We start from the raw sequence: 20,007 nt of genomic DNA on the forward strand, positions 1-20,007 counted from the left end.
AGTTTGCTGGTACGTTGTAGACTTTAGCTCGCCAGGGTGCTCAATAACCTCCATATTTTGGAAGAGTCATAATCGAGCTTCATAACCCGGCGAAGGATTAAACCAAAGAGCTAACTTAAAGCTCATTGCCTATTTGGATGATAACGAGGCGCAAAAATGAAAAAGACAGCTATCGCAATTGCAGTGGCACTGGCTGGCTTCGCTACCGTAGCGCAGGCCGCTCCTAAAGATGACACCTGGTATACCGGTGCTAAACTGGGCTGGTCTCAGTACCACGACAAAGGTTACTACGGTAACGGTTACCAAGATAACGATGGTCCATCGCATGAAAGCCAGCTTGGTGCTGGTGCGTTCGGTGGTTACCAGGCTAACCAGTACCTGGGCTTCGAGCTGGGTTACGACTGGTTAGGCCGTATGCCTAACAAAGGCAACAACGTAAACGGCGCTTTCAAAGCACAGGGCGTTCAGCTGGCAGCGAAATTAAGCTACCCAGTAATGGATGATCTGGACGTTTACACCCGTCTGGGCGGTATGGTATGGCGTGCAGACTCCACCCAAAATGCTAACGGCACTCGCATCAGCGACCACGACACCGGTGTTTCTCCACTGGCCGCAGTTGGTGTTGAATACGCAGTGACCAAAAACTGGGCAACCCGTCTGGACTACCAGTGGGTTAACAACATCGGTGACGCAGGTACCGTTGGTGCGCGTCCTGATAACTCAATGCTGAGTGTTGGCGTTTCCTACCGTTTCGGTCAGGATGATGCAGTAGCACCAGTTGTTGCTCCAGCTCCGGCTCCAGCTCCAGTTGTTGAAACCAAGCGTTTCACCCTGAAGTCTGACGTTCTGTTTAACTTCAACAAAGCAACGCTGAAGCCAGAAGGTCAGCAGGCACTGGATCAGCTGTACACTCAGCTGAGCAACCTGGATCCTAAAGATGGCTCTGTAGTTGTGCTGGGTTACACCGACCGTATCGGTTCTGAGCAGTACAACCAGAAACTGTCTGAAAAACGCGCTCAGTCTGTTGTAGACTACCTCGTTTCTAAAGGCATCCCTTCTAACAAGATCTCTGCACGTGGCGAGGGTAAATCTAACCCTGTTACCGGCAGCACCTGTGACAGCGTGAAAGGCCGTAATGCCCTGATCGACTGCCTGGCGCCAGACCGTCGCGTAGAAATCGAAGTTAAAGGCATCAAAGACGTTGTAACTCAGCCACAGGCTTAAGTTATCTCGTTAAAAAAAACCCCGCTTCGGCGGGGTTTTTTATTATCTGAAGAGGACGAAGGAACGATAAACATCGTCTTCGCTTGATCTGCTTTATTCGGGTTTACCCAAGATAGCCTTCAGATCCTGTTTAAGTGATGACATCTGGCTGGCGTATTGCTCTTTACGCTCGGCGTCTTCAATAAGCTGCACGATGGTTTCGGACAAGGTACTGTTACGACGCTGTGCCAGTCCAGCCAGGCGCTGCCATACCAGATACTCTAAATCGATAGACTTTTTTCGCGTATGCTGATGTTCGGCATTGAAATGACGTTTACGGCGCGCACGGATCGTCTGCTTCATCCGGTTTTCAAGCGCCGGATTGATGTGCAGGTCAATCCATTTCAGTACCTCTACCGGCCGATTCTCCATGACAAGCAGTTCATCGACGGCGGCCTGCGCTGCACTTAACTCGATGTAACGCGTGATCAGTTCACCTTCCCGGTGCTTTTTAACCAGATATTTCCATTTCCATCCGCTTTCAAGATTTTCCAGCTGCTGATATTTCATCGGAATCTCATGCTGACCACATAACAGGTTTAGAATAACAGCTTTTTTTCATCAGGCTGCAAACAAAACAGGAACACTGATCGTAATGTTAACGCAAGCTGCGTAGATGTGCATGTCTGCTGTGCTTAACAGGCTGAAATATTGTATAATGCCGCTTTTAATCATTCAGAAAAATACGATAACTTTGACCAACAACCGATTAGAGTGGCGCGCCCTGCAGCCCGATACAGAACGCTTTCAGCATCTCCTCTCGCAGGTACCAGCTGCCGAAACAGAATGCTTTGCATCCGTGCAGGCACGTCTGTTTAACGGGCTGAACCTGTTACTGCAAACGCCGGCCAAAGTCCCACTCATGCTGGTCAAAAGTCCCGAAAGTGCGGAATATTTAGCGCTGCTGCAAAATATTCTCTCCACCCTCGCTGATGAGGAAGAGGGCCCCCCTACGCTTTACGGTGGTCAGTATGATATCGGAGATAACGCGATAAGCTGGCGACCCGCACAGAGTGGTGCGGATAATTTCGCCAGCGAAGGGGGCATTCATCAGGCAGAGTGGATCGAAGCCGAGCAGCTTTTTGGCTGCGTGCGCCTCCACCAGTCCAGGATAACCCTGTCACCGGGGCTCGTACATCGCGCCAACGGCGGGGTGCTGATCCTTTCCCTGCGTGCTTTGATGGCACAGCCTTTACTCTGGCTACGTCTGAAACAGATCATGGTTAACCAGCGTTTTGACTGGTATTCGCAGGATGAAGCCCGCCCCCTTCCTCTGGCTGTCCCTTCTATGCCGATGGCGTTTCGCCTGGTGCTGATTGGTGAACGAGATGTGCTGGCAGATTTTCAGGAGATGGAGCCTGAACTGGCTGCCCTGTCACTGTACAGCGAGTTTGAAGATAATATACAGCTGGTAGATGACGAAGAGTTTATTCACTGGATACAGTGGGTGCAGAACGTAGCCGTCAGCCTGGGGTACCCGGTTCCCGATGCCGATTTCTGGGCGGTGTTGATTCGTGAGGCTGCCCGTTATACGGGCGATCAGGATACCCTTCCACTTGATCCTCAGTGGCTGGGCCGGCAACTTCAGGATGCCGCGCTCTACAGCGAAGACGAGCGTATCTCAGCACAAAATCTGCAGGATGCGCTCAGTACACGCGAATGGCGCGAAGGCTTCCTGCCTGAACGTATTCGCGATGAAATTTTGCTCGATCAGATCCTGATCGAAACCGAAGGGGAAATGATCGGCCAGATCAACGCGCTCTCTGTCATGGAGTTTCCTGGCCATCCGCGTGCTTTTGGTGAACCCTCCCGCATCAGCTGCGTCGTTCACGTGGGTGACGGTGAGTTTATGGACGTGGAGCGCAAAGCCGAGCTGGGTGGAAATATTCATGCAAAAGGCATGATGATTATGCAGGCCTGGCTGATCGCGGAACTGGAGCTTGAGCAGCAGCTGCCCTTTTCTGCCTCACTGGTCTTCGAGCAGTCCTATTCCGAAGTCGATGGTGACAGCGCCTCGCTGGCAGAACTGTGTGCTCTGATCAGCGCCCTCGCCTCACAGCCCATCAATCAGCAGCTGGCGGTCACCGGCTCTGTGGATCAGTTTGGTCGCGTGCAGCCGGTCGGCGGCCTGAATGAAAAAATTGAAGGCTTCTTCAATGTCTGTCAGCAGCGCACGTTAACCGGTTCTCAGGGGGTGATCATTCCTGCAGCGAACGTACGCCATCTCTCCCTGCAACAGGACGTTGTGGATGCCGTGCGGGAAGGAAAATTCCATCTCTGGGCCGTGTCGAGCGTTGACGAGGCGCTGCCTCTGTTAACCGGTATGGCGTGGGATAAAGAAACCGGCGCCTGCCTGCACCGTTCGATTCAGGAGCGGATTGCTCAGATGCTCCATCCGGATGCACGTCATCGCCCGTGGCCCCTGCGCTGGTTAAACTGGTTTACGCCAGGCTGATCGGACTTGTCCGGCGTACACGTGTAAGCTAAACTCCGTGCTTCATTAAAATAAGGCTTATTGAGACTATGGTAGATAAACGCGAATCCTATACAAAAGAAGACCTGATTGCCTCTGGTCGCGGTGAATTATTTGGCGCAGAAGGCCCGCCATTGCCAGCCGGCAATATGTTGATGATGGACCGCGTGGTTAAGATGACCGAAGACGGCGGTAACTACGGGAAAGGATTCGTTGAAGCGGAACTGGATATCAATCCCGATCTGTGGTTCTTCGGCTGTCATTTTATCAATGACCCGGTTATGCCCGGCTGCCTCGGCCTGGATGCTATGTGGCAGTTGGTCGGTTTCTACCTCGGCTGGTTAGGCGCTGAAGGTAAAGGCCGCGCACTGGGCGTGGGTGAAGTGAAATTCACCGGGCAGGTTCTGCCAACAGCCAAAAAAGTTTCTTACCGCATCCATTTCAAACGCGTTATTAACCGTAAACTGGTGATGGGCGTGGCAGATGGTGAAGTACTGGTCGATGGTAACGTGATTTACACTGCTACCGACCTGAAAGTGGGCCTGTTTAAAGACACCACTGCTTTCTAAAATAATTTTGACCCAAATTATCCGTGTTATTGCAAGGCAGCAACGCAACGATCCCCGTGAAGTTTACTCCGGTGAGCAAATGGGGTGAGTTAGGTAGCAAAGGCTTCTGCGGCTTTAACGTAGAGGGGTCAAAATGAAAACCTCCGCAACAGCGGAGGTCTTTCCTTCTCAATAACAGGCCGCTACGCGGTAACTGACCTGTCCTCCATGGCTTGTCGCCAACCTCCCAACCAGTGAGATCGAGCATCCAGCATTTGATACGGACACATCTCTTTAGATCGTCCTGTAATGCCTGCGTGATAACCCCGTGACTGCGCCCGATCAAGGCGATCTCGTTTCTGTCTCTTCATGCCGCGTTTCCCTCATTTTGTCTGGTGGAATCTGGTGGAAAGAAAACAGTGGTTACGTTTCGTGCAACCACGCTTCAGTTTTACCGCGACTTTGAGCAAAGATCAACGCGCAAATGTAATGCGGCTGTCATCATTCTGCCTCACAGGCCGGCCGGAATTGGACTGCAGCAGAAGAAGAAAGGATTACACCCTGCTGATTTATATAAAAAAAGCCTTTGATGCAGCAGAAGTAAGGTTCTGCAACTATCAAAGGCTTAGTGCGTTAGTTAATTTTTACTTATTGTTCGCGAATAATCGCATTAGCGACCTGTCCCGCAATCTGTTGCCATCCTTTAGCCAGCGTTCTCACTAACCCGTCGTAACCATCTTCACTTTGCGGTAACGACAGCGAGAACGGCTGTTTCTGCAGTTTGCCGTTATGTTCCAGAATCCACTCGCCACTGATAATGGCATGACCATCATAGCGGCCATGGAAACCGGTTATGGTGACATTCAGCGTATCGTGCGTCTGGCCGAGAGGCGTCGAGGAGATCAGCGCCGCCGGCAGGCTGGTGCTCAGATTGGTCACCAGCGTCTGCTGTAACTGCTGATCCAGTGGGCTTGCCCATTGGTTATTGGCGGCAATGACGTACTGGACATCATTACTCTGGTACACCACGCCATTTCCGGCCAGATAGTCCGGCACAGAGACACGTTCCACCCAAACTGGCGTGCTCACCGTCTTACTGCTGGCGACGAGTGCCTTTTCTGCCGGGGGCAGCTGATAATAAACAGTTTCAGGGCTGCTGCTGCATGCACTGAGTGCCAGCGCCAGCGCAATGGGTATCCATTTCATCATTGTTTCGCCCTCTTCGGCTGTGGGTCCTGACCGGGTTTCGCTTCAAAGACCAGCGCATTGCTCTTGCTGTTAAGCGTTTTCAATACGGGCTGCAATTCACGCAGGACCTGATCGAGACGCTGCATATCACCCACCATCTTATTGTAAGCCGGGGAGCCAGGCTGGAAGCCTTTCATGCTTCGGTTCAGCTCACGCAGCGTGCTTTGCATATCTGCAGGCAGCTCCTTCATCGACTGGCTTGAGGTTATCTGATTCAGACTGTCCAGCGTTTTCTGCATTTCCCGCAATGTGCGCTGGCTCTCTTTCAGCGTCCCCGTCGCTTCGTTCAGCAGCGGATTCAGAGGCAGACTGTTAATCTTATCCAGTGATTCCATCAGTTTCTGTTGAATCTGCGCCAGACCGCCTGTCATCGTCGGGATCAGCTCATAGTCAGCAAAGGTTGTCGGGCCGCTGACTGGTTTAGCGTTACTGTAGAAATCAAGGTCAACATACAGCGAGCCCGTCAACAGGTTAGCGGACTTCAGTGAGGCTCGTAACCCATGAGTTATGCCATCTTTCAGATGCTGCTCGAAGTTAAAATCGCTTCCCAGCTGTTTCTGGAACCGATCCGGCTCAATGCGTATCAGCACCGGGATCCGGTAATCATTGTTCAGACGCTGTGCAATGCCTGGGGTCGTAAACGGCACTTCAGCAACGGTTCCCAGACGAATACCGCGGAACTCAACTGGCGCGCCTTTCTGCAGACCACGAATGGAATCACTGAAGAACAGCAGGAAGTCTTTATGCACGCTGTAGAGGGAATCCTGAATGCTACGCTGATCGTTAAACAGCCGGTATTCCGCCTTGTTTTGTGCTAAATCGCCGCGCTCCCACCCTTCCGGAACATCAAAGCTGACCCCCCCGCTAAACAGCGTGGTCAGTGAACCCATCTCAACACGCATTCCGGAGGCAGACATGTCGACAGCAATCCCGCTATCCTTCCAGAAGCGAACGTTACTGGTGATCAGGCGATCGTATGGCGCAGCAATAAACAGCTGGTACGTCATCATACGTTTATCGGCGTCAAAGGCGCTGGTTTCAACGGTTCCGACGCGATACCCCCGAAACAGTACCGGATCGCCCGCATTCAGTTGTCCGGCCTTTTCACTGTCAAGCGTAATGCGGATACCTTTCGCATCAGGCGGTGCCAGCGGCGGCGCATCCAGCAGTTGGTACTGCTCGGCTTTTTCGCCTTTAGAGCCAGGCTGCAGCTCAATATAGGCACCTGAGAGGAGCGTTCCTAACCCGGTAATACCTTCACGGCCAATGGCCGGTTTGACCACCCAAAATGCGCTGTCTGCACTTAGCAGCTTATCCATACCGGCATTAAGGCGTGCTTTGATTTCCACATGGTGAAGATCGTCCGTCAGAACGGCACTCTCCACCACGCCAACATCAACGCTGCGGCTTTTGATGGTGGTTTTACCGCCCACAATCCCTTCCGCGTTGGTGGTGATTAACGTCACCAGCGGCCCCTGATGGCTGAAGTGGTAAAACAAAATCCATGCACCGATCAACACGGTGACGATGGGAATGATCCACACCGGCGACCAGCGTTTAATCTTATCTACCGTGGCTACGCCGTGGTTATTGTCCGTCACTTTTCAGGCTCCTCAGTACTCTTTTCTTGTATCCGATCCCAGGTAAGACGCGGGTCAAAGGTCATGGCAGCAAACATCGTCAGGATAACCACCAGGGCAAACAGCACCGCGCCGTTAGCAGGATAAATACTCATTAATTGGCCCATGCGCACCAGCGCCGACAGGACGGCGATAACAAAGACGTCAATCATTGACCAGCGCCCGACGAACTCAACCACTTCATAAATCTTGTGCATTCTGTCGCTGTCATACCGGTTATTGTCCCGGCCGTTGGCGTGCCAACAAAGCCAGCCTATCGCCAGCATTTTCAGCGAGGGAACCATAATACTGGCGATAAAAATCACCAGCGCTACCGGATAGGACCCATCACCCCACAGGATGATCACCCCCGCCATGATGGTGGAGTTCATTTTGTTCCCCAATGCCTCGGTAACCATAATTGGCATCACGTTGGCCGGGATATACAGCAGGATCGAGGTGATCAGTAAGGCCATCGTCCACTGTAAGCTGTGCCGGCGTCGCGCATGGCCATTCACGCCGCAGCGCGGGCATTCCAGCACATCGCTGGCCAGCACGGCAGTACAACAACGACAGGATCGTAACCCCTGGCGAAGACCGCTCATCCCCGCCTGGGGGACCGCGGGCAGTGCGGGCAGCGGGGCAACCCGCAGCCATAAGGTACGCCGATCAATACACTGGAAGGCTCTGAGCTGTAAGACACAGAAAAGGCACCAGGGAATAAAACTGGTGCCGATACCAATATCGCCATAGGCCATGAGTTTAACAAAACTCACCAGCACACCTGCGAGGAAGATCTCCGCCATTCCCCAGGTTTTCAGCTGGAACAGCACCCGGGCCATGACACGTTTCAACCCCAGAGGCAACCGGATGTCATTCACCAGCAGCAGGATCATCAGCATACATAAGGCCGGCACCCCCTGCACAAACAGCAAAAACAGGGTCGCCAGGCTGCTGTAGTCATCGGAAACCATCACCTGAGGTATTTTTGTCAGGGTAATTTCGCTGCTCAGTCCGGCAACGTGCATATTGATGAACGGAAACAGGTTTGCCAGCAGCAGCATGAAGAGCGCCGCCAGCGCATAAGCGGTTGGCCGCTTGCGCGGCTCAACCCAGTTAGACTGCAGTGTGGTATGACAGCGTGGGCAGCTTGCTCTGCTGCCCGGGCTGATATCTGGCAACTGGGTCATCAGATCACACTGCGGACAGAGCATCCATTGATGCGCATGGTGCGACGAACACATACCTGACCCTCGGTAATGTCAGAACAGCTGAATCAGGCGCCGTTACTTAACGACTCAAGATATTCCCAACGTTCAAAAGCGACTTCCAGCTCCTGTTCAGCCTGAGCAAGTGAGTCCAGCACAGGCTGAGTCACATCATGCGGCTGATTAAAGAAGTTAGCATCGGCAACCTGTGCCTGATACGCTTCCAGGCGGCCTTCCAGCTCTTCCATTTTCTTCGGCAACTGCTCCAGCTCCCGCTGCAAATTGTAGCTTAACTTAGCAGCCGGTTTTTTAGCCGTTTCACTTTTTGTGTTGTCCTGACGAGGCTGCGTCGACGAACTGGTCTTGGCTGCCAGACGATTTTGCTTAAAGGCGCTGCGCTGCAGCTGGGCATCGTGATAGCCGCCAACGAATGCGCCAATATCGCCATTGCCTTCGAAGATCCAGCATTCGGTCACGGTGTTATCAACGAACTGACGATCGTGACTCACCAGCAGAACCGTGCCCTGATATCCGTCCACCAGCTCTTCAAGCAGCTCCAGCGTTTCCACATCGAGGTCGTTGGTCGGTTCATCGAGGATCAGCAGATTGCTTGGTTTGAGGAACAGACGCGCCAGCAGCAGGCGGTTACGTTCACCGCCGGACAGCGCCCGCACCGGGGTCATCGCCCGTTTCGGGTGGAACAGGAACTCCTGCAGGTAGCCCAGCACATGGCGCGGCTTACCGTTGACCATCACTTCCTGTTTACCTTCGGCCAGGTTATCCATGACCGTGCGGTCCGGATCCAAATCGGCACGGTGCTGATCGAAGTAGGCCACTTCCAGCTTAGTGCCGATGTGCACGCGGCCGCTGTCCGGTTTCAGCTGATCCAGCATCAGCTTCAGCATGGTGGTTTTACCACAGCCGTTAGAGCCAATCAGCGCAATTTTATCCCCACGCTGGACCTGACGGGAGAAATTACGTACCAGCTGTTTACCGCCCACAGAGTAGTCAACGTTTTCCAGCTCAAAGACAATCTTGCCGGAACGGGAGGCCTCTTCGACCTGCATATTGGCTTTGCCCATCACTTCACGGCGATCGGAACGTTCGCGACGCAGCGCTTTCAGCGCGCGCACACGCCCTTCATTACGCGTGCGGCGGGCTTTGATCCCCTGACGGATCCACACTTCTTCCTGCGCCAGCTTGCGGTCGAATTCGGCATTCTGCATCTCTTCCACGCGCAGTGCTTCTTCTTTACTGGTCAGATACAGGTCGTAGTCGCCCGGCCAGGACACCAGCTTGCCGCGGTCAAGGTCAACAATACGCGTTGCCATGTTGCGGATAAACGAACGGTCATGCGAGATGAAGATAATGCTGCCCTGGAACGTTTTCAGGAACGTTTCCAGCCAGTCGATAGTTTCGATATCCAGGTGGTTCGTCGGCTCATCCAGCATCAGTACTTTCGGGTTGCTGACCAGCGCACGGCCGAGGGCCGCTTTACGCAGCCAGCCGCCGGATAATGAGGAGAGATCCGCGTCCCCATCCAGACCGATCTGCTGCAGCACATCGTGGATACGGCTTTCCAGCTGCCACAGGTTCTGGTGATCAAGAATGCCCTGCAGGCGCGCCATCTCATTGAGGTTCTTGTCGCTCGGATCTTCCATGACTTTATGAGAGATCGCGTGATACGCCTTGAGGTGCTCGGCCTGCTCTTCCACACCTTCAGCAACGAAGTCGTACACTGACCCCTGCACGTTACGCGGGGGATCCTGCTGGAGGCGTGCCACCACCAGATCCTGTTCGTAAATGATGCGTCCGTCATCGAGCGGCTGCTCACGGTTAATGATCTTCATCAGGGTGGATTTACCCGCCCCGTTACGGCCAACCAGACAGACACGCTCGTTTTCTTCGATGTGCAGTTCAGTGTTATCCAACAGCGGCGCGTCGCTGAATGAGAGCCATGCGCCATGAATACTGATTAGTGACATAAAAACTTATTCCTTACCGGCGTGAACAATCAGCCAGCAGTTGTGAATTTGACGGTTACGGGCGAAATCCTGTGACTGGGTTTTCGCGGTGATTTCAGTTGCAGCCAGGCCAAGCGCTGCCAGTCCGGCCAGATCCATTTTGAAACCGCGTTTGTTATTCGAGAACATAACGGTGCCGCCCTGACGCAGGATACGCTTGAGATCTTTCATCAGATCGAGATGATCGCGCTGCACATCGAAGCTCTCTTCCATTCGCTTGGAGTTGGAGAACGTCGGTGGATCGATAAAGATCAGATCAAACTGTTCATCGGCATCGCGCAACCAGCTCAGGCAGTCAGCCTGCATCAGGCGATGCTGACGCCCGGACAGACCGTTAAGGCGCATGTTGCGCTCGGCCCACTCCAGATAGGTACGTGACATATCAATAGTGGTGGTACTGCGCGCGCCACCGAGACCAGCATGCACGCTGGCGCTGCCGGTATAAGCAAACAGGTTCAGGAAATCTTTTCCACGGCTCATCTGCCCGAGCATCTTACGGGCAACACGGTGATCGAGGAACAGGCCGGTATCAAGATAGTCCGTCAGATTAACCCATAACTTAGCGTTAAACTCGCTCACCTCGAAGAAATCGCCCTTTTCGCCCAGTTTTTGATACTGGCTTTTCCCTTTCTGCTTTTCGCGGGTCTTCAGTACCAGGCGATTGGCGGGCAGTTCCAGCACGCTCAGGGTCGCGGCAATGACATCAAACAGGCGTTGACGGGCTTTTGCCGGTTCAATGGTTTTCGGTGCCGCATACTCCTGTACGACCACCCAGTCACCGTAACGATCTACCGCCACGTTATAATCCGGGAGGTCGGCATCATACACGCGGTAACACTCGATACCCTCCTGACGCGCCCACTTATCCAGCTTCTTACAATTTTTACGCAGGCGGTTAGCGTAATCCTCTGCCAGCTGGCCGGCCGCCGCCCCACCTGGGTTCTCTGCCAGCTGATAGTTTTTCTGTACACAATCGAGTGGACCGTTTTTCGCTTTAAACTGGCGATCGGCACGCAGCTGCAGACAGCTCAGCAACTCGGGTGAAGCACTGAACAGTGACAGGTTCCAGCCACCGAAGTGCGTTTTCATAATACGCCCCAGCTGGCTGTGCAGCGCAATCAGGGCGGGTTCACTGTCCAGTCGTTCCCCATAGGGTGGGTTACTCAGCACGGTACCCGTCTCACCCTGCGGCAGAGGATTGGTCAGCTTCAGCACATCCTGGGCAGTCAGCGTAATCAGATCGGTCAGTCCGGCGTTGCGGACGTTGGCACGTGCACGCTCGATGACGCGTGAATCATTATCATACCCGTAGAAACGTGAGGTAGTTTCAGACACCCCCTTTGCCGCACGTTCGTGCGCTTCGCGGGTAATATCGCTCCACAGCGGCTGATTAAAGCGACTCCAGCCGGTAAAGCCCCAGTGTTTGCGCTGCAAACCCGGCGCACGATCGCTGGCGATCATCGCAGCTTCAATCAGTAACGTCCCGGACCCACACATCGGGTCGACCAGCGGCGTGCCTGCCTGCCAGCCGGAACGCTGCACGATAGCCGCAGCCAGATTCTCTTTGAGGGGTGCCTGTCCGGTCTGCTGACGATAGCCGCGCTGATGCAGGCCATCGCCGCTGAGATCCAGGGCAATGCTGGCGGTATCTTTATTCAGCCAGACATTGACGCGGATATCGGCCTGTTCACGATCGACATTCGGGCGTGGCAGGTTTTTACGGGTAAAGCTGTCGACGATAGCATCCTTCACTTTCAGCGCGCCGTACTGGCTGTTTCGGATCACTTCATTCAGGCCGCTGAAATGCACCACAAACGTTTGATCACTGCCAAACATCGCAGGCCAGTCAATCGCCTGCACCCCAAGATAGAGGTCGAGGTCGCTGTAGACGCCGCATTCCGTTAACGGCAGCAGAATACGTGAAGCCAGACGGCTCCACATCAGACTCTGGTACATCAGACGATCGTCACCCTGGTAATGTACGCCGCCCTGGACCACCTGGCAGCCTTGCGCTCCCAGGGCTTCCAGTTCACTTTTTAACAGCTCTTCGAGCCCACGCGCCGTACTGGCAAACAGAGAATTCATAGCGTCACTTATCGTCATCAGAAAATTGCTGCGCATTATAGCTAATCATGGCGGCATGTCATAAAGTTAGCGCTTATTCCTGCAAAAACCCTGTAAAGAGCCGGGTGAGCGGCACGGTGCAATGGAGAATCACCATGATTAACCTGTCTCGTTTATTTGTTCATCCTGTGAAATCCATGCGCGGGATGCAGGTTTCCCACGCGCAGGCACTGATCAGCGGTCTGGCATTCGACCGTATCTTTATGCTGACCGAACCTGATGGCACCTTTATCACCGCCAGACAGTATCCGGAAATGGTGCTGTTCACCCCGGCGCTGATCGTTGATGGACTGCACCTCACCGCCCCTGACGGCAGCAGCGCAACCGTCCGCTTTGCGGATTTTCAGGAAACCCCTGCCCCCACCGAAGTCTGGGGAAACCAATTTACGGCGCAAATTGCGCCGGAAAATATTAACCAGTGGCTGAGTGGCTTTTTTCCGCGTCAGGTACAGCTGCGCTGGGTGGGAGCAGAGATGACCCGCCGGGTGAAACACTTCGCGCAGGTGCCGCTGGGGTTTGCTGATGGTTATCCTTTTCTGCTGATCAATGAAGCCTCACTGCATGACCTGCAACAGCGCTGTCCTGCCGGCGTGCGTATGGAACAGTTTCGCCCTAATCTGGTCGTCAGTGGTGCCAGTGCCTGGGCAGAGGACAGTTGGTCATCTCTGCGTATCGGTGAGATTATTTTCGATGTGCCCAAACCCTGTAGCCGCTGCGTCTTCACCACGGTCAGCCCCCAGCACGGACGTAAGCATCCCGCTGGGGAACCGCTCAATACCTTACAACGCTTTCGCAGCGCACTGGATGGCAGCGGTGATATCGACTTTGGCCTTAACCTGGTGGCGCGCAGCAGCGGTATTGTCCGGGCGGGTGATGAAGTTGAGATACTGACCACCCATACGCCACGCGCTTACGGTGCCGGGCAGGTGACAGAGACGCTGGAGGTCAACCAGACGGCGGCCCGCACTCTGGACATTTGCTGGCAGGGGCAACATTTTAGCGGCAACAATCAGCAGGTGTTGCTGGAACAGCTGGAACTACAGGGCATTAAAATCCCTTACTCCTGTCGCTCAGGCATCTGTGGAAGTTGCAAAGTCAGTCGGGTCAGCGGGGAAGTCACTGCGCTGAAAAAAGGCGCAATACGTGAGGATGGTACGCTACTGAGCTGTAGCTGTATTCCGGCGGGCGATCTCGTGCTGCGTTAATGCTGAGCGCGGTAGCTTATACCGCGCGGGCAAAACGGATCCCGTCAGCGCTGGCCTGAGGCAACAGGCGGTCATGCATAATTTTAATTGCATCGCCGAGCACCATCCCCCGACCCGCCACATTCAGCTGCGGCTGGGCCAGCAGGCACAGCGCGGCGCTGTCGCCTGACTCCACCACCAGCAGCGTCGCCGTTTCACCGGTCTCAGACACTTTGACATTCACCAGCTCACCGTCTCCCGGACGCCAGTTTCCCTGGATATAGCTGTCAAAGTGCCAGCTTTTGGGCATCAAAGGCTTGAGGAAGCGCGTAGCCACCAGCGCATTCAGCACCAGTTCAGCACGCTGATCGGTATTCAGAGGCGCATCACGGCAACGCTCGTCAAAGGTAAAAAACAGTGCGGCATCATCGACACAAAAACCGGAAACATCAAAGGCGTCAGGCGTTAACATTTTGCGCGGAAAGCGGGAACGGAACAACATACCATCAGCCAGGTCAAGCATCATCCGGTCGTGTTCTGCGTCGAAGAACCAACGCCAGTTATCGTCTGGTTTTATCCTCATCATGGTTCCTGTATTAATACTGAGTAACAAGTAACCGGAGATTAATTAATTTTTCCGGTAATCAGAGGGTAACTCTACGCGCTCAGCATCCTCTGTAAATTTTGAATATTGTATGAACAGCACAAAATATAAACGAGCCGGAGGCGAAAATAAAGCCCCCGGCATATTTAACTCAGATTTTACCTAGAGATAAGTCACAATTTCTTTTATCAGCGGTGGGCCTTTATAAATAAATCCGGAATATATTTGCACCAGCGATGCCCCGGCCGTCATTTTTTCACGCGCGGAAACCAGTGAATCAATGCCCCCTACGCCAATAATCGGCATGCGACCCTGTAATTCCTGAGCCAGACGGCGGATGATTTCCGTACTGCGAAGCTGGACAGGGCGTCCGCTTAATCCCCCCGCTTCATCCGCATGTGCTAATCCTTTTATCAGATCGCGATCCAGCGTGGTATTGGTTGCAATCACCCCGTCTATATTATGGCGCACTAAACTGTCAGCCACCTGGATCAATTCTTCTTCCGAAAGATCGGGCGCGATCTTCACCGCCACAGGGACATATTTATGATGGATCTGCTGAAGATCATTCTGCCGCTGTTTGACAGCAGACAGTAAATCATCCAGCGCTTCACCGTACTGTAACGATCGAAGTCCTGGTGTGTTTGGCGAAGAAATATTGATGGCAATGTAACCGGCATAGGCATAAATCTTGTCCATGCAGGTTAAATAATCGTCTTTACCCTGTTCCACCGGGGTGTCTTTATTCTTGCCAATATTAATACCCAGGATACCGTCGAAGTGGGCTTTTTTGACATTCTCCACCAGGTTATCCACGCCAAGATTATTGAAGCCCATGCGGTTGATGATGCCTTCCGCCGCCACGATGCGGAACATCCGTGGCTTCTCATTCCCGGGCTGTGGGCGCGGGGTGACCGTGCCGATTTCAATGGAACCAAACCCCATCGCGCCGAATGCATCAATGCACTCGCCGTTTTTATCGAGGCCGGCGGCCAGACCAAGCGGATTCTTAAACGTCAGCCCCATGCAGGTTACCGGTTTAAAAGGCAGGGACTGACGGATCAGGCCGATCAGCGGGGTGCCGGAGAGGCGCTTCAACTGCTGCAAAGTCAGGTCATGCGCACGCTCAGGATCGAGCTGAAACAGCGCCTTACGAACGAAAGGGTAATACATGGTCACTCCTGAGGTCCCGATGGAAAATCGGGGTCGTATTATCCCGGTTTCCTCGGTTAAAGGGAAATGACCTGGCGCAAAAGCACGCCCGAATGTCCATTTTTTTCTCTCTGTCGGGGTCCAGCCCCAGCGTTATGTGCAAAACGGCAAAAATATGCCGGATAAATCATTTAAGCGTCCAAACGGGCTCTGTCAGGATAAGTCATCTGTTCTTGAAATCTGGTTATTAATAACTTTTGGTTATAAGGAGAAGTTATGCGCGTTATTACTCTGGCGGGAAGCCCCCGTTTTCCTTCCCGCTCCACCGCGCTGCTGACAATCTGCCAGCACGCGCTGGAAAAACGAGGTGTCGAAGTTATCCCGTGGAACCTGCATAACTTCAATCCTGAAGATCTGCTGTACGCCCGCTTCGACTCCCCTGCCCTGCTGGCATTAAAAGAGGATCTCGACACCGCTGACGGCCTGATCGTCGCCACACCGGTATATAAAGCGTCTTTTGCCGGCGCGTTGAAAACGTTGCTGGATCTGCTGCCCGAGCGTGCCCTGGAACATAAAGTGGTGTTACCACTGGCAACCGGCGGCACCGTCGCTCATCTGCTGGCCGTCGATTACGCGCTTAAACCGGTACTGAACGCGCTGAAAGCGCAGGAAGTGCTGCACGGTGTGTTTGCTGACGACACGCAGATCAGTCACTACGACCGGACGCCCGAGCTGTCGCCGATACTCGCCGAACGGCTGGCAGAGTCGCTCGATACTTTCTGGCATGCCCTGGCGCGCCGGCATCAACCGCTGGCCACCGCCGTCTGAACTGAGGAATTGCGATGACACTGTGTTCCCGCTTCATCACCACGCTATTCATCGCAGGTCTGCTGGCCGTTCAGGCGATGGCGGCAGCCTCCCCTGATGCCCCCGCACAGATACGGATTGGCTATCAGAAAGGCTCCGTCAGTATGGTGCTGGCCAAATCACATCAGCTACTGGAGAAGCGCTTTCCTCACACCACGATTAAATGGGTGGAGTTCCCCGCCGGGCCCCAGATGCTGGAGGCGTTGAACGTCAACAGTATTGATTTAGGCAGCACCGGCGATATTCCACCGATTTTCGCCCAGGCCGCCGGCGCTGACCTGCTGTATGTCGGTTCGGAACCCCCCAAGCCAAAAGCGGAGGTGATTCTGGTACGCGAAGAGAGTCCGCTGAAAACGGTGGCCGATCTCAAAGGTCATAAGGTGGCCTTTCAGAAGGGGTCCAGCTCCCACAACCTGCTGTTACGCGCGCTGAAAGAAGCGGGTCTGAGCTTCAACGATATTCAGCCTGCATTTCTGACGCCAGCGGATGCCCGTGCTGCCTTCCAGCAGGGCGATGTTGATGCCTGGGCAATCTGGGACCCGTATTACTCTGCGGCCCTTCAGCAGGGCGGCGTTCGTGTGCTGAAGAATGGCGACACGCTCAACCTGACCGGTTCCTTCTATCTGGCAACCCGGCCCTTCACCGAGAAAAACGGCGCGTTCCTGCAGCAGGTGCTGGATACCTTCAGCCAGGCCGATGCCCTGACCCGCAGCCAGCGTGAGCAGAGCGTCGACCTGCTGGCGCAGGCGATGGGGCTGCCAAAAGCGGTCATCTCAACCTATTTCGACCATCGCCCGCCGACCGCTATCACCCTGGTGAGCAATAAGACAGCACAGGCACAGCAGCAGACCGCCGATCTGTTTTACAGCAACCACCTGATGCCGGTGAAAGTCGATGTCTCCAGCCGCATCTGGCATGGCCCCTCCCCCCAATGAATGAGGAGTAACACAATGAGTCTTTCCGTTTTCTGGTTTCTTCCCACTCACGGTGATGGGAAATATTTAGGGACTAATGAAGGTGCACGCCCGGTCGATTATGCCTATCTGCAACAAATCGCCCAGGCCGCCGACCATCTGGGGTTTGGCGGGGTACTGATCCCGACAGGTCGCTCCTGTGAAGATGCCTGGCTGGTGGCTGCATCGTTAATCCCGGTGACCCGGCGTCTGCGCTTCCTGGTGGCGCTGCGTCCCGGCGTCATCTCACCGACTCAGGCCGCCCGCCAGGCGGCAACGCTTGACCGCCTGTCTAACGGTCGTGCCCTGTTTAACCTGGTCACCGGGGGCGATGCGGAAGAGCTGGCCGGGGATGGCGTGTTTCTGGATCACCGCGAGCGTTACGCCGAGTCTGCCGAGTTTACCCGCGTCTGGCGACGCGTGCTGGAAGGCGAAACGGTGGACTATGAAGGTAAACACATCCACGTCCGCGGCGCACGCCTGATGTTTAAACCCGTTCAGCAGCCACGCCCGCCGCTGTGGTTTGGCGGCTCGTCTGAAGTGGCGCAGGACCTGGCCGCCGAGCAGGTGGATGTCTATCTGACCTGGGGGGAACCACCAGCGCAGGTGAAAGAAAAGATTGCGCAGGTGCAGGCTAAAGCGGCCGCACAGGGACGTAAAGTCCGCTTTGGTATTCGCCTGCATGTGATCGTGCGCGAAACCAATGAAGAAGCCTGGCAGGCCGCCGACCGTCTGATTTCCCACCTGGACGATGCCACCATCGCGAAAGCACAGGCTGCGCTGGCGAAAACAGACTCTGTGGGTCAGCAGCGCATGGCCGCGCTGCACGGCGGTAAACGCGACCAGCTGGAGATCAGCCCGAATCTTTGGGCCGGCGTCGGTCTGGTGCGTGGGGGGGCTGGTACGGCACTGGTGGGTGATGGCCCTACGGTGGCTGCGCGAATGCAGGAGTATGCCGATCTGGGGATCGAGACTTTTATTCTGTCCGGCTATCCGCATCTGGAAGAAGCCTGGCGCGTGGGCGAATTACTCTTCCCGCACCTGGATCTGGCTATCCCCGAGATACCACAGCCCCAGGCCGTTCAGGCCCACGGTGAACAGGTCGCCCACGATTTTGCCCCCCAAAAAGTTTCGCAGAGTTAGAGGTGAGCCATGAGTAAAAGCCTGAATCGTATCGGTAATGGCCTGCTGCCGTGGGCGTTACCCGTTCTGCTGGTGGTCGTCTGGCAGTTAGCCTCACAGCTGGGCTGGCTTTCCACCCGGATCCTGCCGTCGCCGGAATCCGTTATTATCACCTTCTGGAGGCTGTCGGCCAGCGGTGAACTGTGGCAACACCTCGCCATCAGCAGTTGGCGCGCGGCAGTGGGGTTCAGCATAGGCGGTTCAATTGGCCTGTTACTCGGGTTAATTACCGGAATGTCAACGCTGGGCGAACGCCTGCTGGATACCTCGGTACAGATGCTCCGTAACGTGCCCCATCTGGCCCTGATCCCGCTGGTGATCCTGTGGTTTGGCATTGACGAGTCGGCCAAGATCTTCCTGGTGGCGCTGGGGACACTGTTTCCGATCTATCTCAATACCTATCACGGTATCCGTAATATCGATCGCGGGCTGGTGGAAATGGCGCGCAGCTATGGCCTGTCAGGCTGGAGCCTGTTTATTCAGGTGGTGCTGCCCGGTGCCCTGCCCTCCATTATGGTCGGCGTGCGCTTTGCGCTCGGTCTGATGTGGCTGACGCTGATCGTTGCTGAAACCATTTCGGCCAACTCCGGCATTGGTTACCTGGCGATGAATGCCCGTGAGTTTCTGCAAACGGATGTGGTGGTGGTGGCGATTATTCTCTATGCCCTGCTGGGCAAACTGGCTGACGTCAGCGCACTGCTGCTGGAACGCGTGTGGCTGCGCTGGCATCCGGCGTATCAATTAAAAGAGGAAAACGCATGAGCGAGTTCACCCCGTCTCCGGCGCGTCTTAATGCCGGTACGCCGCTGGCGATCAGCGGCGTCAGCAAACAGTATAACCAGCGCACGGTGCTGAATAATATTGACCTGCATATTCCCTCCGGACAGTTTGTCGCCGTGGTCGGGCGCAGCGGCTGTGGCAAAAGCACCCTGCTGCGCCTGCTGGCCGGACTGGAGAAAGCCAGCAGCGGCGAGCTTCGGGCCGGTAGTGCCCCCCTGAGCGAGGCGCGGGAGGATATCCGGCTGATGTTCCAGGACGATCGCCTGCTGCCGTGGAAAAGCGTCATCGATAACGTCGGGCTGGGCCTGAAAGGCAAAGCATGGAAAGATCGGGCGCTGGACGCGCTGAAGGCCGTTGGCCTGGCCGACCGCGCCGGGGAGTGGCCCGCTGCGCTGTCAGGCGGCCAGAAACAGCGGGTGGCGCTGGCTCGTGCACTGATCCACCGTCCTGGCCTGCTGCTGCTGGATGAGCCGCTTGGCGCACTGGATGCCTTAACCCGCATCGAAATGCAGGATCTGATTGAATCCCTCTGGCAGGCGCATCATTTTACCGTACTGCTGGTGACGCATGATGTCAGTGAAGCAGTGGCGATGGCCGATCGGGTACTGTTGATTGAGGAAGGGAATATCGGCCTGGATCTCTGCGTTGATCTGCCACGACCACGGCGTAAAGGATCGGTCAGGCTGGCTGAACTGGAAGCGGAAGTGCTGGATCGCGTGATGAAACGCCTGCCGGTGCAAAAAGAACGACAGTATGCGCATGGCTGACGGGGACCGAC

At 54.9% G+C, this 20,007-nt stretch carries 18 protein-coding genes; 9 read left to right on the forward strand and 9 right to left on the reverse strand.

Features of this window, described 5'->3' with window-relative positions:
- The first annotated feature begins 156 nt into the window (after positions 1–156).
- Complete coding sequence (gene ompA / locus EPE01S_RS06750) at positions 157–1,224, forward strand: porin OmpA (protein WP_062743837.1); 1,068 nt, start codon at positions 157–159, stop codon at positions 1,222–1,224.
- A 93-nt stretch (positions 1,225–1,317) separates the two neighbouring features.
- Here ompA and matP read toward each other — a convergent pair whose 3' ends face one another.
- The gene (matP, locus tag EPE01S_RS06755) at positions 1,318–1,773 is read right to left on the reverse strand and encodes a macrodomain Ter protein MatP (protein ID WP_062743838.1); all 456 of its coding nucleotides are present in this window, start codon (positions 1,771–1,773) and stop codon (positions 1,318–1,320) included.
- Positions 1,774–1,885: 112 nt separating this feature from the next.
- Here matP and EPE01S_RS06760 point away from each other — a divergent pair, with 112 nt between their 5' ends.
- On the forward strand, positions 1,886–3,718 hold the full coding sequence (locus EPE01S_RS06760) for an AAA family ATPase (protein ID WP_062743896.1): 1,833 nt from the start codon (positions 1,886–1,888) through the stop codon (positions 3,716–3,718).
- A 68-nt stretch (positions 3,719–3,786) separates the two neighbouring features.
- On the forward strand, positions 3,787–4,305 hold the full coding sequence (gene fabA / locus EPE01S_RS06765; protein ID WP_062743839.1) for a bifunctional 3-hydroxydecanoyl-ACP dehydratase/trans-2-decenoyl-ACP isomerase: 519 nt from the start codon (positions 3,787–3,789) through the stop codon (positions 4,303–4,305).
- 182 nt (positions 4,306–4,487) lie between these two features.
- On the opposite strand, the gene rmf is transcribed toward fabA, so the two are convergent.
- From rmf to rlmKL, 6 genes are all read right to left on the reverse strand, one after another.
- Complete coding sequence (gene rmf, locus EPE01S_RS22795; RefSeq protein ID WP_072277417.1) at positions 4,488–4,655, reverse strand: ribosome modulation factor; 168 nt, start codon at positions 4,653–4,655, stop codon at positions 4,488–4,490.
- A gap of 277 nt (positions 4,656–4,932) precedes the next feature.
- On the reverse strand, positions 4,933–5,493 hold the full coding sequence (gene pqiC / locus EPE01S_RS06770) for a membrane integrity-associated transporter subunit PqiC (RefSeq protein ID WP_062743840.1): 561 nt from the start codon (positions 5,491–5,493) through the stop codon (positions 4,933–4,935).
- Positions 5,490–7,133, reverse strand: a complete 1,644-nt coding sequence (gene pqiB, locus EPE01S_RS06775) for an intermembrane transport protein PqiB (RefSeq protein ID WP_062743841.1) — start codon at positions 7,131–7,133, stop codon at positions 5,490–5,492. The genes pqiC and pqiB overlap by 4 nt, the downstream gene beginning before the upstream one ends.
- Complete coding sequence (pqiA, locus tag EPE01S_RS06780; protein WP_062743842.1) at positions 7,130–8,395, reverse strand: membrane integrity-associated transporter subunit PqiA; 1,266 nt, start codon at positions 8,393–8,395, stop codon at positions 7,130–7,132. Before pqiA ends, pqiB begins: the two co-directional genes overlap by 4 nt.
- Before the next feature lie 32 nt (positions 8,396–8,427).
- Complete coding sequence (locus EPE01S_RS06785; protein ID WP_062743843.1) at positions 8,428–10,344, reverse strand: ABC transporter ATP-binding protein; 1,917 nt, start codon at positions 10,342–10,344, stop codon at positions 8,428–8,430.
- Positions 10,345–10,350: 6 nt separating this feature from the next.
- Positions 10,351–12,468 carry a bifunctional 23S rRNA (guanine(2069)-N(7))-methyltransferase RlmK/23S rRNA (guanine(2445)-N(2))-methyltransferase RlmL gene (gene rlmKL / locus EPE01S_RS06790; RefSeq protein WP_062743897.1) on the reverse strand — a complete coding sequence of 706 codons (2,118 nt, stop codon included), beginning with the start codon at positions 12,466–12,468 and terminating at the stop codon, positions 10,351–10,353.
- Between the two features lie 134 nt (positions 12,469–12,602).
- On the opposite strand from rlmKL, the gene EPE01S_RS06795 reads away from it, so the two are divergent.
- On the forward strand, positions 12,603–13,712 hold the full coding sequence (locus EPE01S_RS06795) for a YcbX family protein (RefSeq protein ID WP_062743844.1): 1,110 nt from the start codon (positions 12,603–12,605) through the stop codon (positions 13,710–13,712).
- 16 nt (positions 13,713–13,728) lie between these two features.
- Here EPE01S_RS06795 and EPE01S_RS06800 read toward each other — a convergent pair whose 3' ends face one another.
- Both EPE01S_RS06800 and pyrD read right to left on the reverse strand, forming a co-directional pair.
- Positions 13,729–14,274, reverse strand: coding sequence for a cell division protein ZapC (locus EPE01S_RS06800; protein WP_062743845.1), 546 nt, complete (start codon positions 14,272–14,274; stop codon positions 13,729–13,731).
- 183 nt (positions 14,275–14,457) lie between these two features.
- The gene (pyrD, locus tag EPE01S_RS06805; protein WP_062743846.1) at positions 14,458–15,468 is read right to left on the reverse strand and encodes a quinone-dependent dihydroorotate dehydrogenase; all 1,011 of its coding nucleotides are present in this window, start codon (positions 15,466–15,468) and stop codon (positions 14,458–14,460) included.
- 255 nt (positions 15,469–15,723) lie between these two features.
- Between pyrD and ssuE the strand changes: the two genes are divergently transcribed.
- Genes ssuE through ssuB form a run of 5 tightly spaced genes read left to right on the forward strand, consistent with a single transcriptional unit; the run spans position 15,724 to position 19,996 of the window.
- A complete protein-coding gene (gene ssuE / locus EPE01S_RS06810; protein ID WP_062743847.1) occupies positions 15,724–16,275 on the forward strand; it encodes an NADPH-dependent FMN reductase in 552 nt (183 codons plus the stop codon).
- 14 nt (positions 16,276–16,289) lie between these two features.
- Complete coding sequence (locus tag EPE01S_RS06815) at positions 16,290–17,249, forward strand: sulfonate ABC transporter substrate-binding protein (protein WP_062743848.1); 960 nt, start codon at positions 16,290–16,292, stop codon at positions 17,247–17,249.
- Between the two features lie 15 nt (positions 17,250–17,264).
- Positions 17,265–18,410, forward strand: a complete 1,146-nt coding sequence (gene ssuD, locus EPE01S_RS06820) for an FMNH2-dependent alkanesulfonate monooxygenase (protein ID WP_062743849.1) — start codon at positions 17,265–17,267, stop codon at positions 18,408–18,410.
- A 9-nt stretch (positions 18,411–18,419) separates the two neighbouring features.
- Positions 18,420–19,211 carry an aliphatic sulfonate ABC transporter permease SsuC gene (gene ssuC, locus EPE01S_RS06825; protein WP_062743850.1) on the forward strand — a complete coding sequence of 264 codons (792 nt, stop codon included), beginning with the start codon at positions 18,420–18,422 and terminating at the stop codon, positions 19,209–19,211.
- Positions 19,208–19,996 (forward strand): aliphatic sulfonates ABC transporter ATP-binding protein, encoded by a 789-nt coding sequence (gene ssuB / locus EPE01S_RS06830; protein WP_062743851.1) that lies wholly within the window; start codon positions 19,208–19,210, stop codon positions 19,994–19,996. Before ssuC ends, ssuB begins: the two co-directional genes overlap by 4 nt.
- The last annotated feature ends 11 nt before the right edge of the window (positions 19,997–20,007 follow it).

The organism is Erwinia persicina NBRC 102418 (assembly GCF_001571305.1).
GTDB classification, from domain to species: domain Bacteria; phylum Pseudomonadota; class Gammaproteobacteria; order Enterobacterales; family Enterobacteriaceae; genus Erwinia; species Erwinia persicina.

Excerpts from the sequence above, each read along its gene's own strand:
- EPE01S_RS06815 (WP_062743848.1), top strand. The coding sequence starts at position 16,290 with ATGACACTGTGTTCCCGCTTCATCACCACGCTATTCATCGCAGGTCTG.
- EPE01S_RS06795 (WP_062743844.1), top strand. The coding sequence starts at position 12,603 with ATGATTAACCTGTCTCGTTTATTTGTTCATCCTGTGAAATCCATGCGC.
- pqiC (WP_062743840.1), bottom strand. The coding sequence starts at position 5,493 with ATGATGAAATGGATACCCATTGCGCTGGCGCTGGCACTCAGTGCATGC.
- ompA (WP_062743837.1), top strand. The coding sequence starts at position 157 with ATGAAAAAGACAGCTATCGCAATTGCAGTGGCACTGGCTGGCTTCGCT.
- EPE01S_RS06760 (WP_062743896.1), top strand. The coding sequence starts at position 1,886 with ATGTCTGCTGTGCTTAACAGGCTGAAATATTGTATAATGCCGCTTTTA.
- rlmKL (WP_062743897.1), bottom strand. The coding sequence starts at position 12,468 with ATGAATTCTCTGTTTGCCAGTACGGCGCGTGGGCTCGAAGAGCTGTTA.
- ssuB (WP_062743851.1), top strand. The coding sequence starts at position 19,208 with ATGAGCGAGTTCACCCCGTCTCCGGCGCGTCTTAATGCCGGTACGCCG.
- pqiA (WP_062743842.1), bottom strand. The coding sequence starts at position 8,395 with ATGTGTTCGTCGCACCATGCGCATCAATGGATGCTCTGTCCGCAGTGT.
- matP (WP_062743838.1), bottom strand. The coding sequence starts at position 1,773 with ATGAAATATCAGCAGCTGGAAAATCTTGAAAGCGGATGGAAATGGAAA.
- ssuE (WP_062743847.1), top strand. The coding sequence starts at position 15,724 with ATGCGCGTTATTACTCTGGCGGGAAGCCCCCGTTTTCCTTCCCGCTCC.
- EPE01S_RS06785 (WP_062743843.1), bottom strand. The coding sequence starts at position 10,344 with ATGTCACTAATCAGTATTCATGGCGCATGGCTCTCATTCAGCGACGCG.
- ssuC (WP_062743850.1), top strand. The coding sequence starts at position 18,420 with ATGAGTAAAAGCCTGAATCGTATCGGTAATGGCCTGCTGCCGTGGGCG.
- rmf (WP_072277417.1), bottom strand. The coding sequence starts at position 4,655 with ATGAAGAGACAGAAACGAGATCGCCTTGATCGGGCGCAGTCACGGGGT.
- fabA (WP_062743839.1), top strand. The coding sequence starts at position 3,787 with ATGGTAGATAAACGCGAATCCTATACAAAAGAAGACCTGATTGCCTCT.
- pyrD (WP_062743846.1), bottom strand. The coding sequence starts at position 15,468 with ATGTATTACCCTTTCGTTCGTAAGGCGCTGTTTCAGCTCGATCCTGAG.
- ssuD (WP_062743849.1), top strand. The coding sequence starts at position 17,265 with ATGAGTCTTTCCGTTTTCTGGTTTCTTCCCACTCACGGTGATGGGAAA.
- EPE01S_RS06800 (WP_062743845.1), bottom strand. The coding sequence starts at position 14,274 with ATGAGGATAAAACCAGACGATAACTGGCGTTGGTTCTTCGACGCAGAA.